The sequence below is a fragment of the Streptomyces sindenensis genome, assembly GCF_014649035.1.
In the GTDB taxonomy this organism is placed as follows: domain Bacteria; phylum Actinomycetota; class Actinomycetes; order Streptomycetales; family Streptomycetaceae; genus Streptomyces; species Streptomyces sindenensis.
This window is the reverse complement of the sequence record NZ_BMSG01000002.1, coordinates 391,186-406,240: the sequence shown is the minus strand read 5'-3', so window position 1 is coordinate 406,240 and position 15,055 is coordinate 391,186. Positions and strand designations below refer to the sequence as shown.

The following is a 15,055-nucleotide window of genomic DNA, read 5'->3' as shown; positions in this document are numbered from 1 at the left end:
ACGGACTCTTCTCGTGAACGCTGAGGCGCAGGGCGGTCGCAGTGCCCAACTCAAGCACACCGGTCTACGCCCGGGCTGGACGACCGGCGCCTGTGCGACGGCGGCGACGACGGCCGCGTACACGGCGCTGCTGACCGGCGACTTCCCGGACCCGGTGTCCATCACGCTGCCGAAGGGCCAGACACCGGCGTTCGCGCTGGCGGTGGAGGAACTGACGCCACAGGGGGCGTGCGCCGGGGTGGTGAAGGACGCGGGCGACGACCCGGACGTGACGCACGGGGCGCTCGTGCGGTCGACCGTACGGAAGCTGCCGCCCGGCTCCGGCGTGGTGTTCCGGGCGGGCCCGGGCGTGGGTACGGTGACGCTCCCCGGCCTGCCGCTGGAGGTCGGGGAGCCGGCGGTGAACCCGGTGCCGCGCCGGCTGATGCGGGAGCACGTGGAGCGGGTGGCGGCGGAGCACGGAGCGGCGGGCGACGTGGAGATCACGGTGTCGGTCGACCACGGCGAGGAGATCGCCCGCTCGACGTGGAACGGGCGCCTGGGCATCGTGGGCGGCCTGTCGATCCTCGGTACGACGGGCGTGGTCGTCCCCTACTCCTGCTCGGCCTGGATCGACTCGATCCGCCGGGGCGTGGACGTGGCGCGGGCGGCGGGCCTGACGCATGTGGCGGGCTGCACGGGTTCGACGTCGGAACGGACGGTGCGCGCGGAGTACGACCTGCCGGACATCGCGCTGCTGGACATGGGGGACTTCGCGGGGGCGGTGCTGAAGTACGTACGCCGTCACCCGGTCGACCGCCTCACGATCTGCGGCGGCTTCGCCAAGCTTTCCAAGCTCGCGGCGGGCCACCTGGACCTCCACTCGGCCCGCTCCCAGGTGGACAAGGCCTTCCTGGCCGGACTGGCCCGCCTGGGCGGTGCGGACGAGGAGCTGGCCGCCCGGATCGCCACCGCCAACACGGGCCTGGAGGCGCTGCGCCTGTGCGAGGCGGCGGGCGTCCCCCTGGGCGACCTGGTGGCGGCCCGCGCCAGGGACGAGGCCCTGACGGTGCTGCGGGGGGCGCCTGTCGCGGTGGACGTGGTGTGCATCGACCGGGCGGGGGCGGTGGTGGGGCGGGGGTAGGGCGGCACCCGGCACGCCGGTCGCCCTGCGCGCCGGGTGAGGCGACGGCCCCCCATCGGGGGAACCGCCATCGTGGGTCCGCCTCCGGCGGAACGCTCTTCGGCAGCATCTTCAGGGAGGCGACGAGAGTCGGCGCCACGGGTTCGACGACGTCCTTCGCATGCGCCTCGTGGGCCTCCCTCTGCCTCACTTTCGCCAGAACAGGTGGTGCGTCATGCCGCTCGGGCTCGGAACGACGTCCACGTGGTAGCGGTCGCGCAGGTCGTCCGGCGAGTCCCACAGGCGCAGGCCGCTGCCGAGTTCCACCGGGGCGACCGCCACGTGCAGGGTGTCGACCAGGCCGGCGTCGAGGAACTCGCGGATCGTGGTGACTCCACCGCCGAGCCGGACGTCCTTGCCGCCCGCCGCCTCCCGCGCCCGGTCCAGGACCGTCGCCGGGTCGGCGTCGACGAAGTGGAACGTGGTGTCGGAGCGCGTGAACGAGGGGCGAGTGTGGTGGGTCATCACGAACACCGGGGTGTGGAAGGGGGGTTCGTCGCCCCACCAGCCCTGCCACTCGTGGTTCTCCCACGGGCCCCGCTGCGGGCCGAACTTGTTGCGGCCCATGATCTCCGCGCCGATGTTGTGGGAGAAGTCCCGGGTGAAGTAGTCGTCCAGGCCGCGACTCCCGCCGGGGTCCGTGCGGTTCGGCCAGCTCGCCGTGGCGCCCGCCCAGGAGAAGAGCCGGCCCGGGTCGACGTGGCCGAACGGCCGCTCCAGGGTCTGGTCCTCACCGGCGGCGATGCCGTCACTCGACACCGTGAAGTTCTGCACTCGCAGCAGTTGAGCCATGCCGTCCGTCCTCCTGTGATCCGGTCCTGACGTTCTCCGTGGGCAGACCGGGGGCGCCGCCTCAACTCATCGGCCGGTCGCGTCCGCAGGTCTCTCCTCCTCACCCACTATCGCCGTCCGTCCCCCCGTACGCTGCTGAGCCGCACCGCCTCAGCGATCACCAGGGGAGCCCATGAGCCAGCAGTCGGAGCGGTCGGACCAGCCCGGCCGCAAGCCGTTCCTGTACGTCGTCGTCTGCGCGGCCGGCGTCGCCCGTGACGTCGACCGGCTCCTCGTCGCGGCGCGGGAGGCCGGCTGGGACGTCGGCGTCGTCGCCACGCCGCAGGGGCTCGGCTTCCTGGACGCGGCGGCCGTCGAGGCGCGGACCGGGTATCCGATCCGCTCCGGCTGGCGCGCCCCGGGCGACCCCCGGCCGTTCCCGGACCCGGACGCGATCGCCGTCGCGCCCGCCACCTTCAACACCATCAACAAGTGGGCGGCCGGGATCGCGGACACCCTGGCCCTCGGCATTCTCTGCGAGGCGTATGGGCTCGGCGTCCCCACCGCCGTACTCCCGGCCGTGAACTCTCACCTCGCCCAGCACCCCGCGTACGCCGAGAGCCTGGCCAGGCTGCGGAGCATGGGGGTCCGGATCAGTACCGGCGCGCCGCACACCCCCAGGTCCGGTGACACCGCCGACTTCCCCTGGGAGGAGGTCCTGGAGCTGCTGGCCCATGGGCCGGATTCGACCGCCCGATAGAGTCATGGCCGGATAACGAGATCACCACGTGCGCACCGACCGCCGCACGCCCCAGGAGGAAGCCATGGGAACCCGCCGTACGCCGCTGCCCGGAGTGGGTGCCCAGTACGACTTCACGACCGAGACGGGACAGCACATTTCGGTCGTCGTCCACCACGACGGACGCCGGTTCATCGGGTTCTACGAACAGGACGACCCTGATGCGTGCCGGCTCTCCGTCCCCCTGACGACGACCGAGGCCACCGCGCTGGCGCACCTCATCGATCCGGCGCCCATCGACGCCGTACGGACCGAGGGCATCGACCTCGTCACCGAGCACATTCCGCTCGGGTCCCGCTCCCCGTACGGCGGGCGGCTGTTGGGGGAGACGCGGGCGCGGACCCGGACCGGGGCGTCCATCGTGGCGGTGCTGCGCACCCACAGCGCGCACCCGTCGCCGGAACCGGATTTTCGACTGGCCATCGGGGACACGCTCGTCGCCGTCGGTACGCGTGAGGGCGTCGACGCGCTCTCCGAGATCATTGCGGAGGGCTGACCGTGCACGACACGACCGCGTTGCTGGTGGAACTGGGCGCCGTCATCCTCGGGCTGGGGCTCCTGGGGCGGTTCGCCGGGCGGATAGGGCTCTCCCCCATCCCCCTGTATCTGCTCGCCGGTCTGGCGTTCGGGCACGGAGGGCTGATTCCGCTCAAGGCCAGCGAAGAGTTCACCATGGTGGGCGCCGAGATCGGCGTCATCCTGCTGCTCCTGCTGCTGGGGCTCGAATACAGCGCCTCGGAACTGGTCACCAGTCTCAAGACGCAATACCCGTCCGGCGCCGTGGACTTCGTCCTCAACGCGACGCCCGGCGCCGTCGCCGCCCTGATCCTCGGCTGGGGGCCCGTGGGCGCCGTCGCGCTCGCCGGGGTCACCTGGATCTCGTCCTCCGGGGTGATCGCCAAGGTCATGACCGACCTCGGCCGGCTCGGCAACCGCGAGACCCCCGTCATCCTCGGCGTCCTGGTCATGGAGGACCTGGCGATGGCGGTGTACCTGCCGCTGCTCACCGCCATGCTCGCCGGGGTCGGCCTGGCGGGCGGCAGCCTCGCGCTCGTCATCGCGCTCGGGGCCGTCGGGCTCGTCCTCTACCTGGCGCTCCGCCACGGCCGCCTGATCAGCCGCGCGGTCTCCTCCGACAACCCGGAGATGCTGCTCCTGGTCGTCCTCGGCCTCACGCTCCTGGTCGCCGGTGTCGCCCAGCAGCTCCAGGTGTCCGCCGCCGTCGGCGCGTTCCTCGTCGGCATCGCGCTCTCCGGCGAGGTCGCCGAGGGCGCCCGCAAACTGCTCACCCCGCTGCGGGACCTGTTCGCCGCCGTGTTCTTCGTCTTCTTCGGACTCTCCACGAACCCGGCCGACATCCCGCCGGTGCTGCTGCCCGCGGCCCTGCTGGCCGTCATCACCACCCTCACCAAGATCGGCACCGGCTACTACGCGGCCCGCCGCGCCGGGGTCGGCCCGCGCGGCCGCTGGCGCGCGGGCGGCACGCTCGTGGCGCGCGGTGAGTTCTCCATCGTCATCGCCGGTCTGGCCGTGGCCACCGAGCCGCGCATCGGCCCCATCGCCACCGCGTACGTCCTGATCCTCGTCATCGTCGGCCCGCTCACCGCCCGGTGGACGCAGCCCGTCGCCGCGAAGATCGAGGCCCGTCGCGGCGGGGGCACGGGCACCCGCGACGCCCTGGCGGAGGGGCCCGTCGCGAAGTCCGCCCCCGAACGGCGGCTGGGCTCCCACGACGCCCTGACCCCGGAACCGGTGGGCGAGAAGCACGAGTAGCCCCCGGCCCGAGTCACCGCGGCCGAAGCCCCGACGCCCTGATGGGCGCCGGGGCTTCGCCGTACCCCGGCGTACCCGGCGTACCCCGGTACATTCATCTCTACATGTCTGTAGAGTTGACCGCGTTCCGGCAGCGCACCGCAACGTAGGGAGATGTCATGGCTCTGTGGGACCGCATCAAGGAATCCGCCTCGTCGATGCAGACGCAGTTGGAGGCGAAGAAGAACGAGCTGAAGTCGGGGTCGTTCCGGGACGCGAGCATGGCCATGTGTGCCCTGGTCGCCGCCGCCGACGGTTCCGTCGACCCGGCCGAGCGCCAGCGCGTCGCGGCGCTCATCGCGTCCAACGACGTCCTGCGGAACTTCCCCGCCGACGACCTCCAGCGGCGCTTCAACGCGTACGTGGACCAGCTCACCGCCGACTTCGCCCTCGGCAAGGTCGGTGTGGTCCAGGAGATCGCCAAGGCCAGGAAGAAGCCGGCGGAGGCCCGCGCCGTCATCCAGATCGGCATCGTGATCGGCGGCGCCGACGGTGACTTCGACGCGACCGAGCAGGCGGTGGTGCGCGAGGCGTGCTTCGCGCTCGACCTGCCGCCGCACGAGTTCGACCTGTAACGGCTCGACCGGTAACGGCCCCTCCGTGCGGCATCGGCCGGCCGGGCGCGTCACAGCTCCTTGGCCGGCCAGTCCAGCAGGCGGGCTCCGATGACCGCCGTCTGCAGCGTGTAGCGGTGCATCGGGTCCGAGGGGTCCGACCCGGTCAGCTGGTGGATGCGCTCCAGGCGGTACGTCAGCGCCCGCACGCTCAGCGCCAGCCGGCGGGCGGTCTCGGCGGCGACGCAGCCCGCGTCGAAGTAGACCGCCAGCGTGTTCAGCAGCGGTTCCGCGCCGCCCCTCGCCTTCTGGAGCGGGCCCAGCTCGCTGCGCACCAGATCGGCCATCGCCTGCCGGTCCCGGGTCAGCACCGGGTAGACCATGAGGTCCGAGGCGTACAGCAAGGGGTCCTCCATCCCCATCCGGTCCGCCAGGTCGAGGGCCTCGAGCGCCTCGTCGTACGAGTGGACCACCCCGCCGGGGCCCTTGTGGGGGCGGCCGACCGCCACCTGCCCGCCGTCCGTCGCCGCGTGCGCCTGCTTGGCGAAGTAGCGCAGGACGTCCGGCTGGCTGCCCGGCGCGATGCAGACGATCCGGCCGTCCTTCGTCGTCAGCAGGATCTTCCGCCCGCTGAACCGCGTCAGCAGCGCCGCCTCCACACTGCGCGGCACGGCGTCCGTCTCCGTGTACGTCTCCGGGCCCGACGCCACCGCGACCGCGTGCGCCCGGGAAAGCCGCAGGCCGAAGCGGGTCGCCCGCTCCGCGAGCCGGACCAGGTCGCTGCGACCGTAGAGCAGGTCGTCGATGAACTCCCGGCGCGCCGCCTCCTCCCGCCGCACGGTGAGGCGTTGGGCCCGCTCGAAGCCCTCGGCGAACGCGTCGACCGCCTGCTCCACGGCGGCCAGGAGGGGGTCGGTCACGGCAGGGGCGTTTCCGGCAGCGGCGCGGGGCCAGGCTTCACGGGTCTGCGCCAGATGCATCGTCACCAGGGCACGCAACTGATGGCCCGCGTCCGCCGCGGCACGGCCCAGCGCGCGGCGTTCTTCCAGTTCGTTACGTGTCAGACGTCGGCCGGTGAGGGCGACTTCACCCAGAATGCGGGCATAATCGCCCAGCATTTCCTCGGGAATACTCGGCTCGGCCACGCACTCTCCCTCAGCCTCGCAACAGTCCTGTCATTTCCCCAACGCACGCGGGGCGATGCCGGTGCCCGGCATGAGCACAGCGTAAAGATTGCCGGGATCCGGCAATGCATCGGGCGGGCCCCGGATGACAGGATCAGGTCAGCAAGAACACGGGGGAAGCACGGGGGAATCGGGGGAAGCACGGGGGAGCAGGGGGAACAACCCGGCCGCCGCGGCAGGTTACGACCACGCCGCGGCAGCCGGGCCCTGTCACCCGCGGGCAGACCACCGGGCACCCGCCGACCGGCCGCTCGCCGACCGGCCGCCCGCCTTCCCCGTACCGGATGACGAAAGCGCACGCCGCAGGGCGGATGCGCCGAACCGCAGGGGGTGGGATCGATGGACGAGTTCCTGAGCGCGGCAATCGGATTCCCCGCCGTCATCTTCGGCGCCGCTCTGGTCGTCATCGTCTGCTTCTGGCTGCTGGTGCTCGCCGGGGCCGCCGGCCACGACTCCTTCGACGCCGACCTCGACACCGGTTCGGTCGGCCTCGGCGGCGTACCGGTCTCCGTCTCGGTCTCCCTGCTGATCGTCTTCGCCTGGTTCGGGAGCCTGACCGGCACGGTCCTGCTCCGCCACAGCGACACCAGCAGCGCCACCCGCGCCGTGCTCGCGGTCGCCGTGCTCGCCGGGTCGCTGCTGCTCGCCTGGGCGGCCGTCCGCCTCCTCGTGCACCGCTTCCGCCGGCTCTTCCCGGCACAACCTCCGCCATCCCGGCTGGACTTCGTCGGAAGCGTCTGCACGATCCGCACCGGCACCGTCACCACGACGTTCGGCCAGGCCGAGGTCGTCTCGCGCGACGGGTCGACCGCCATCGTGCAGGTCCGCCGGGCCGAGTCCTCCCCACCCTCCGCCGGCTCCCCGGGGCCGGACGCCGAGGACTCGCCGCTCGTCACGGGCGGCTCCGGGCTCCTCTACGCGTACGACGAGGACGGCGAGTTCTTCTGGGTCGCGCCCTACGACGCGGCGCTCGATCCGGGCCCGAACAGCTGACGCTCCTCCGGACGTCGCCCTGAACCGCTGGTCACCCGCTACCGCGCGGTGCCACTTCCGTACCAACCAGCCGCCAAGGACTCTTCTATGGATGCCATCTCCCTGGGCATCGGCGTGCTCGTCGCCGTTGTCCTGCTCATCGTCATCGCCATCGCCTTCGTCGTCACCCGGCTGTTCCGCAAGGTCGAGCAGGGCAAGGCGCTGATCATCTCCAAGACCAAGAAGGTCGACGTCACCTTCACCGGAGCCGTCGTCCTGCCCGTGCTCCACAAGGCCGAGACGATGGACATCTCGGTGAAGACGATCGAGATCCGCCGCGCCGGGCGCGAGGGTCTGATCTGCCAGGACAACATCCGCGCCGACATCCAGATCACGTTCTTCGTCCGGGTCAACAAGACCGTCGAGGACGTCATCAAGGTCGCCCAGGCCATCGGTACGGGGCGGGCCAGCGACAAGGACGCCATCCAGCAGTTCTTCGCCGCCAAGTTCTCCGAGGCCCTCAAGACCGTGGGGAAGCAGCTCGACTTCGTCGACCTGTACACCAAGCGCGAGGAGTTCCGGGACCGGATCATCCGGGTCATCGGCACCGACCTGAACGGCTACCACCTCGACGACGCCGCGATCGACTTCCTGGAGCAGACCCCGATGGCCCAGCTCGACGGGGCCAACATCCTGGACGCGCAGGGCATCCGGAAGATCACCGAGCTGACCGCGATCGAGCACGTGCGGACCAACGAGTTCCAGCGCACGGAGCAGAAGGAGATCACCCGGCAGGACGTCGACGCCCGCGAGACGATCCTGGAACTGGAGCGCCGGCAGGCCGAGGCCGAGATCAAGCAGCGCCGCGAGGTCGACACGCTGCGGGCCCGCGAGGAGGCGGCCACCGCCCGGGTGCAGGAGGAGGAGCGGCTCGGCGCGCAGACCGCGTTCATCAAGACCGAGGAGCAGCTCGGCATCCAGCGCGAGAACCAGGCGCGGGAGATCGCCGTCGCGCAGAAGAACCGCGAGCGGGTCATCGCCGTCGAGAGCGAGCGGATCGAGAAGGACCGGATGCTGGAGGTCATCGGGCGCGAGCGCGAGACCGAGCTCAACCGGATCGCCGCCACGAAGGAGGTCGAGGCCGAGCGGCGCGAGGTCGCCGACGTCATCCGGGAGCGGATCGCGGTGGACCGCACGGTCGCCGAGCAGGAGGAGTCGATCCTCACCCTGCGCGCCGTCGAGGACGCCGAGCGGGCCCGCAGGTCGGTCATCATCGCGGCCGAGGCGGAGGCGCAGGAGAAGCTGGTCAAGGACATCAAGGCGGCCGAGGCGGCGGAGGCGGCCTCCACGCACCTGGCGGCCGAGCAGCTCACGCTCGCCGAGGCGCGGCTGAAGACGGCCGACCTGGACGCGCAGGCCAAGCTGCGGCTGGCGGAGGGCGTCCAGGCCGAGACGGCCGCGCCCGGGCTCGCCGCCGTGCAGGTCCGTGACGCGGAGGCGGACGTCACCGAGAAGGCCGGTCTCGCGGAGGCCGAGGCGACGGCGGCCCGGCTCAAGGCCGAGGCGGAGGGCGCGCGGCTCAAGGCGCTCGCCGACGCGGAGGGAACCCAGGCGCAGGCGACCGCCGACGCGGCGGCCATCGGCGAGAAGCTGAAGGCGGAGGCCGCGGGGCTCACGGAGAAGGCGGCCGCGATGGCGGCGCTGGACGAGGCGTCCCGTGCGCACGAGGAGTACCGCCTGCGGCTCGACGCGGAGAAGGAGATCCGGCTGGCGGGGCTCGACGTGCAGCGGCAGGTCGCCGAGGCGCAGGCGACGGTCCTGGCGACGGGTCTGGAGAACGCCGACATCGACATCATCGGCGGGGAGTCCGTCTTCTTCGACCGGCTCGTGTCGTCGGTCTCGCTCGGCAAGGCGGTCGACGGGTTCGTCGACAACTCGCAGACGGCGCAGGCGCTGGCGGGGTCGTGGCTGGACGGTTCGTCGTCCTTCACGGACGACCTGAGCCGGGTGCTGGGGTCGGTCTCCACGGGTGATGTGCGGGACCTGACGGTCTCGGCGCTGCTGATGCGGCTGATGGGGTCGTCGGGTGCGGCGTCGGGCCAGGTGGAGCAGTTGCTGGCGGCGGCGAAGGACCTGGGGCTCGCGGATCTGCCGGTGTCCTCGGTGGCCGGCGGCACGACGGTGGCTCCCGCGGCGGTGTCACTGAACGGGGCCGGGGCCGGGGCCGCAGGCTAGCCACGGCCGCACTTCCACAGCCCGTCCGGTGCTCGGGGACAGCCCCTCGTGCCGAGGGGGGCGGGCGAGGCGGGGCGGGCCGCCGTTCGCGGCCCGCCCGGCGCTTGAGGACGGAACCCTTGGCCCGGGGGGCCGGAAGGTCTGCGTGTGCGTCCCACGGGGGTGGGCGCACGAGGGCCTGGCCCGCCCGGCAGGGCGGGCCCCCTCCGGGCCGGGGGTTCCGTCCTCAAGCGCCGGACGGGCTGAAGACCCTGGCCCGGGCCCACACGCCAGGAGTGAGCCCGCCAGCTCGCAGGCCCCGTCCTCGAACGCCGGACGGGCCGAAGACCCTGGCCGGGGCCCGGCGGCACATGACGAAACACGTAGGGAGCCGTACGCATGGACAGCGACATCACCGACACCGCCACCGAGCCCCAGGGCGGCCAGGGCGGCCAGGGCGATGTGGACGCCGGGGCCTACGAGGTGCTGCGGCGACGGCTCTCGGCGCAGGCCGGGGAGCTCGTGCGGCGGGCCGAGGCGCTCAACGCCCGGCGGACCGAGGAGTTCGGCTCGACCGGACTGCGGCTCCTGGCCACCGAGCAGGTGCGCACCGAGCACGCCTCCGTCCCGCGTGACCTCGTCGCCGTCGGCGGCAGGCTCCTCTTCGGGTTCGAGCGGGGCCCGGGGGCCCGGGGCGAGGCCGGGGTCGACGACGTCCTCCTCGTACGGGAGGCCGGGACCGAGGACGACGGCACCGCTCCGCCGCCCCCCAGCACCCTCCTCGACGACGACGGGTTCCGGCGCGAGTTCGCCTCGCTCCACCGCTACTTCCGCGACGCCCGGCTCCTCCGCCTGCGCCGGGCCGGCGGCAAGCTCCTCGCCGTCTTCCGGACGGGCGAGAACGCCGAGGACATCCGCGTGCTGCGCTGGGCCCTGGGCGCGGACGGGTCGCCCGGGGCGTTCCTGGACGCCCAGGGCGAGCGCGACCACGTGTTCCCCCCGTCCCACGACTTCGACTGGACCGTCGCCGGGCGCGAGGCCCACCGCACCGGCCGCCACCCGCACATCGCCATCGGCAAGGACGGCGGCCTCTTCGTCGACACGCTCGGCGGCACCCTGACCGTCAAGGTCACCGACGACACCGAGTCGCCGGACGGGATCTACGAGGAGCCCGTCGACGAGCCCTTGCAGTCGCTGGCCGACGCCGACGTCGAGTACGCGGAGGTCGGGCCGCTGACGCTGCTGCGCGTACGGCCGTACAAGGAGACCGCCCGGCGGTATCTCGTCTTCAACTCGCTGCTGGGCCACGTCCGGCGGCTCGACTCCATCGGGCCGTCCTGCCACCGGCTCCCCGAGGACCAGGGGATCATCTTCCCCGGCGGCTACTACCTCACCACCGGCACCGCGAAGACCTTCGACACCGCCGAGGAGCTGACCGAGCCGGTCTTCGAGGGCGCGGTCCGCTCGCCCAACGGGGAGGACGTGCTCTACGTCTTCCGCTCCCGCGACGGCCTGCGCAGTCTCCTCCTCCCCTACAACCTGATCCGCCAGGAGGTCGCCACCCCGCTCACCGGGCGCGGGCACGCGCTGCTGGACGACGGAACGCTGGTCCTGCTGCGGGACAACCCGGACGGGCCGGCCCGTGTGCACCCGTTGCAGCGCTGGCAGACGCCGTACGTCTCCGATACCTACGCCGCCGCCCGGCCGACCGGGACCGGGCCGCTCGCCCGGACCGGCAACGCCGATCTGGTGCGCGGGATCTCGGACTGCCTCGCGCTCGCGCACGGCGTCCAGGACATGACGCCGACGACCGCCGTGTACGGGCAGCTCGCCGCCGACTGCGCCCGCGCCCAGGACCGCTACCACTGGCTGTCCGACCCCGAACTGGGCTCGCTCGGTGAGCCGTTGTCCGAGCTGCGGGCCACCGCGCAGCAGGTGCTGGCCGAGTTCTCCGCCGTACAGGATCTGACCCGGCGGGCCGCCGACGCGCTGGAGGAGACCGCGGGGCGCATCACCGCGCTCGTGCGGCGGGTGCGCGGCGAGGTGCCCGGGTCGGCGTCCGCGTGGGTCGAGCGGCTCACCGAACTCCGGCAGGCGCACGGGCACTTGGCCACGGTCGGCGAGATGCGGTACGCCGACGTCGAGCGGATCGCGGAGCTGTCGGCCCGGACCGAGGACGACATCGCGTCGGCCGCCCAGCGGGCCGTCTCCTTCCTCGCCCGCGAGGACGCGTTCGACGGGTACCACGCGGACATCGCGGGGCTCGTGGCCGACGCGGGGGCGCTGGAGACCGTACGGGACGCCTCCGCCGTGACGGACCGGCTGGCGGCGATGACGGAGGGCCTTGCCACCGTCACGGACGTCGTCGCCGGTCTCGACATCGGCGACGCCACCGTGCGCACCTCGATCCTGGAGCGGATCGCGGAGGTGCTGGGCGGGGCGAACCGGGCCCGCGCCACCCTGGACGCGCGCCGTCGGGAGCTGCTGTCGAAGGAGGGGCGGGCCGAGTTCGCCGCCGAGTTCGCGCTGCTCGGGCAGGCGGTGACGGGCGCGCTGGCCGCCGCCGAATCGCCGGAGGCCTGCGACGACCAACTGGCACGGCTGCTGCTCCAGTTGGAGAACCTGGAGTCGCGTTTCGCGGAGTTCGACGACTTCCTCGCGGAGCTGGCCGAGCGTCGCACCGAGGTGTACGAGGCGTTCTCGGCGCGCAAGCAGACCCTCCAGGACGAGCGGGCGCGGCGCGCCGAGCGGCTGGCCGGGTCGGCCGACCGGGTGCTGGAGACCATCGCCCGGCGGGTGGCCGCGCTGGACGATCTCGACGCCGTCCACACCTACTTCGCCTCCGACCCGATGGTCGCCAAGATCCGGCGTACCGCCGACGAGCTGCGTGAACTCGGCGACCCGGTACGGGCGGAGGAGCTGGACGGGCGGCTGAAGGCGGCCCGGCAGGAGGCGGGCCGCGCCCTGCGCGACCGCACCGAGCTGTACGCGGACGGCGGGTCCGTGATCAAGCTGGGCCGTCACCGGTTCGCGGTGAACACCCAGCCGTTCGACCTGACGCTCGTGCCCTCCGGGGAGAGCCTCGTCTTCGCGCTGACCGGGACGGACTACCGGGCCCCGGTCACCGACCCGGCGTTCTCGGCGGCCCGGCCGTACTGGGAGCAGCTGCTCCCCTCGGAGAACGCCGCCGTCTACCGCGCCGAGCACCTCGCCGCCCGGCTCCTCGACGAGCACGGGGCGAGCCGTCTGACCGCGTTGTCCGACGCCGAACTGGCCCGGCTGGTACGGGAGTCGGCGGCCGAGGCGTACGACGAGGGGTACACCCGGGGCGTCCACGACGAGGACGCCACCGCGATCCTGGCCGCCCTGCTGCGCCTGCACGCGGGCGCCGGGCTGCTGCGCCACGAGCCGGGGGCCCGGGCCGCCGCCCAGCTGTTCTGGGCGTACGGCGTGGACGCGGCGCAGCGCACGGCGTGGGCCCGGCGGGCCGTGTCGCTGGCCCGCGCCCGCGACACCTTCGGGCTGGCCCCGGCCATCGCCGCGCTCCAGGAGGAGTGGGCGACGGCGATCGAGTGCGGTCCGGCGGCCGCGGACGGGGTACGGCCCGAGGCCGTCGCCGCGTACCTCTTCGAGGAGCTGACGAGCGGGCCGGCCGGGTTCGTCCGGTCCGCCGCGGTCCGGACGTTCCTCGACGGGTTCCACCGGGCCGCCGGGCCGGACGCGTACACGCAGGACCTGGCGGCCCTGGGCGACGACCTGGCCGCCCGCAAGCAGCTCGTGGAGGGCTGGCTGGTCCCGTACGCCGAGTCCACGGGGGCCGTCGCGTCCATGGGGGCCGCCGGGGCCGCGGGAGCCGCCGGGGCCGCGGGAGCCGCCGGGGCCGCCGGGGTCGCCGGAGCAACGGGAACGGGCACCGGCGGCGGCGATCTGGCGGAGGCCGTCGCGGTGGAGCTCTGCCCGGAACTGGAGCGGTACGCGTGCGACGCGCCGCTCACCGAGCGTCTTGAGGGCCTCCTCGGCGACCACCCGCGCATCGCGGGCGGCGGGGCCCTCACCGTACGGCTCGACGAACTCCTGGCCCGTGCCGCCGAGTTCCGCAACGACATCGTGCCCGGGTTCCGCGCCTACCAGCGGCTGCGCACCTCCCTGGTGGACGCCGAGCGCGGGCGGCTGCGGCTGGACGACCACCGGCCGCGCGTGATGTCGGCGTTCGTCCGCAACCGGCTGCTCGACGAGGTGTACCTGCCGCTGATCGGCGACAGCCTGGCCAAGCAGCTCGGCACCGCCGACGCCGACCGGCGCACCGACTCGCAGGGCCTGCTCCTGCTCGTCTCGCCGCCCGGCTACGGCAAGACGACGCTCATGGAGTACGTCGCGGACCGGCTCGGCATGGTCCTCGTCAAGGTCAGCGGCCCGAACCTGGGCCACGACGTGACCTCCCTCGACCCGGCCCAGGCCCCGAGCGCCACCGCCCGGCAGGAGATCGAGAAGATCAACTTCGCCCTGGAGGCGGGCAACAACACGCTCCTCTACCTCGACGACATCCAGCACACCTCGCCCGAACTCCTCCAGAAGTTCATCCCGTTGTGCGACGCCACGCGCCGCGTCGAGGGGGTGCGGGACGGTGAGCCGCGCAGCTACGACCTGCGGGGCAAGCGGTTCGCGGTGTGCATGGCGGGCAACCCGTACACCGAGTCCGGCGAGCAGTTCCGGATCCCCGACATGCTCGCCAACCGGGCCGACGTGTGGAACCTCGGCGAGGTGCTGAGCGGCCGCGAGGACGTCTTCGCGCTGAGCTTCGTGGAGAACGCGCTGACCGCCAACCCGGTCCTCGCCCCGCTCGCCGGGCGCTCCCGCGACGATCTGACGCTGCTGGTGCGGCTGGCGGGCGGCAGCGACCCGGCCGCCCGCGCCGAGCACCTGGAACACCCGTACAGCGCTGCGGAGCTGGACCGCATCCTGGCGGTGCTGCGCCACCTCCTCACGGCCCGGGACACCGTGCTCGCGGTGAACGCCGCGTACATCGCGTCGGCCGCGCAGACGGACGCCACCCGCACCGAACCGCCGTTCCGGCTCCAGGGCTCCTACCGCAACATGAACAAGATCGCCGAGCGGATCGTGCCGGTGATGAACGACGACGAACTGTCCGCCGTCATCGACGACCACTACGCGGGCGAGGCCCAGACGCTCACCACCGGGGCCGAGGCCAACCTGCTGAAGCTGGCCGCCCTGCGCGGCACGCTCACCGCCGAGCAGGCGGAGCGGTGGGCGGCGATCAGCGGTGCCTACGTCCGTACGCAGGCGCTCGGCGGGCCGGAGGGCGACCCGATGACCCGGGCCGTGGCCGCGCTCGGGCTGCTCGCGGACCGGATCGCGGCGGTCGAGACGGCGATCCAGCGGGCGGCGGACCCCCGGCACCTGCTGGCGGGCGCCCAGGGAGGCACCAACGGCGGGGCTCTCAACGGCGGGACGGTCAACGGCGAGTCGGTCAACGACCGGCCCACCCCCGGTCGTCATGCGAAGATCACCAACGCTCCACACTGATCGGTACCGACCGGCACCGATCGGGAAGACCGAGCCGGAAGGA

10 protein-coding genes are annotated in these 15,055 nt (G+C 73.0%); 8 read left to right on the top strand and 2 right to left on the bottom strand.

Going from position 1 to position 15,055, the window contains the following annotated elements; all coding sequences use genetic code 11:
- Positions 1–13: 13 nt before the first annotated feature.
- A complete protein-coding gene (locus IE145_RS05075; RefSeq protein ID WP_189519185.1) occupies positions 14–1,123 on the top strand; it encodes a cobalt-precorrin-5B (C(1))-methyltransferase in 1,110 nt (369 codons plus the stop codon).
- A 186-nt stretch (positions 1,124–1,309) separates the two neighbouring features.
- Here IE145_RS05075 and IE145_RS05070 read toward each other — a convergent pair whose 3' ends face one another.
- Positions 1,310–1,954, bottom strand: a complete 645-nt coding sequence (locus IE145_RS05070; RefSeq protein WP_189519183.1) for a dihydrofolate reductase family protein — start codon at positions 1,952–1,954, stop codon at positions 1,310–1,312.
- Positions 1,955–2,126: 172 nt separating this feature from the next.
- On the opposite strand from IE145_RS05070, the gene IE145_RS05065 reads away from it, so the two are divergent.
- The 4 genes from IE145_RS05065 to IE145_RS05050 all read left to right on the top strand — a co-directional run bounded on the left by IE145_RS05065 (position 2,127) and on the right by IE145_RS05050 (position 5,119).
- Entirely contained in the window at positions 2,127–2,693 is a 567-nt protein-coding gene (locus IE145_RS05065) for a flavoprotein (protein ID WP_189519181.1), read from the top strand.
- Between the two features lie 64 nt (positions 2,694–2,757).
- A complete protein-coding gene (locus tag IE145_RS05060; RefSeq protein ID WP_189519179.1) occupies positions 2,758–3,228 on the top strand; it encodes a cation:proton antiporter regulatory subunit in 471 nt (156 codons plus the stop codon).
- 2 nt (positions 3,229–3,230) lie between these two features.
- Complete coding sequence (locus tag IE145_RS05055; RefSeq protein WP_189519177.1) at positions 3,231–4,505, top strand: cation:proton antiporter; 1,275 nt, start codon at positions 3,231–3,233, stop codon at positions 4,503–4,505.
- Between the two features lie 158 nt (positions 4,506–4,663).
- Complete coding sequence (locus IE145_RS05050; RefSeq protein ID WP_148904516.1) at positions 4,664–5,119, top strand: tellurite resistance TerB family protein; 456 nt, start codon at positions 4,664–4,666, stop codon at positions 5,117–5,119.
- Between the two features lie 50 nt (positions 5,120–5,169).
- Here the strand turns inward: IE145_RS05050 and IE145_RS05045 are convergent, their stop codons facing one another.
- Positions 5,170–6,243 (bottom strand): PucR family transcriptional regulator, encoded by a 1,074-nt coding sequence (locus tag IE145_RS05045; RefSeq protein ID WP_189519175.1) that lies wholly within the window; start codon positions 6,241–6,243, stop codon positions 5,170–5,172.
- Positions 6,244–6,621: 378 nt separating this feature from the next.
- On the opposite strand from IE145_RS05045, the gene IE145_RS05040 reads away from it, so the two are divergent.
- The 3 genes from IE145_RS05040 (at position 6,622) to IE145_RS05030 (ending at position 15,012) form a co-directional block, all read left to right on the top strand.
- Positions 6,622–7,275: a hypothetical protein gene (locus IE145_RS05040; RefSeq protein WP_189519173.1), complete on the top strand. Its 654-nt coding sequence runs from the start codon at positions 6,622–6,624 to the stop codon at positions 7,273–7,275.
- A gap of 87 nt (positions 7,276–7,362) precedes the next feature.
- The gene (locus tag IE145_RS05035) at positions 7,363–9,489 is read left to right on the top strand and encodes a flotillin family protein (RefSeq protein ID WP_189519171.1); all 2,127 of its coding nucleotides are present in this window, start codon (positions 7,363–7,365) and stop codon (positions 9,487–9,489) included.
- A 378-nt stretch (positions 9,490–9,867) separates the two neighbouring features.
- On the top strand, positions 9,868–15,012 hold the full coding sequence (locus IE145_RS05030) for a DNA repair ATPase (protein WP_189519169.1): 5,145 nt from the start codon (positions 9,868–9,870) through the stop codon (positions 15,010–15,012).
- The last annotated feature ends 43 nt before the right edge of the window (positions 15,013–15,055 follow it).

What these genes read in the sequence shown, in the direction of transcription:
- IE145_RS05070 (WP_189519183.1), bottom strand. Translation starts at nt 1,954, where the DNA reads ATGGCTCAACTGCTGCGAGTGCAGAACTTCACGGTGTCGAGTGACGGC.
- IE145_RS05065 (WP_189519181.1), top strand. Translation starts at nt 2,127, where the DNA reads ATGAGCCAGCAGTCGGAGCGGTCGGACCAGCCCGGCCGCAAGCCGTTC.
- IE145_RS05060 (WP_189519179.1), top strand. Translation starts at nt 2,758, where the DNA reads ATGGGAACCCGCCGTACGCCGCTGCCCGGAGTGGGTGCCCAGTACGAC.
- IE145_RS05050 (WP_148904516.1), top strand. Translation starts at nt 4,664, where the DNA reads ATGGCTCTGTGGGACCGCATCAAGGAATCCGCCTCGTCGATGCAGACG.
- IE145_RS05040 (WP_189519173.1), top strand. Translation starts at nt 6,622, where the DNA reads ATGGACGAGTTCCTGAGCGCGGCAATCGGATTCCCCGCCGTCATCTTC.
- IE145_RS05035 (WP_189519171.1), top strand. Translation starts at nt 7,363, where the DNA reads ATGGATGCCATCTCCCTGGGCATCGGCGTGCTCGTCGCCGTTGTCCTG.
- IE145_RS05030 (WP_189519169.1), top strand. Translation starts at nt 9,868, where the DNA reads ATGGACAGCGACATCACCGACACCGCCACCGAGCCCCAGGGCGGCCAG.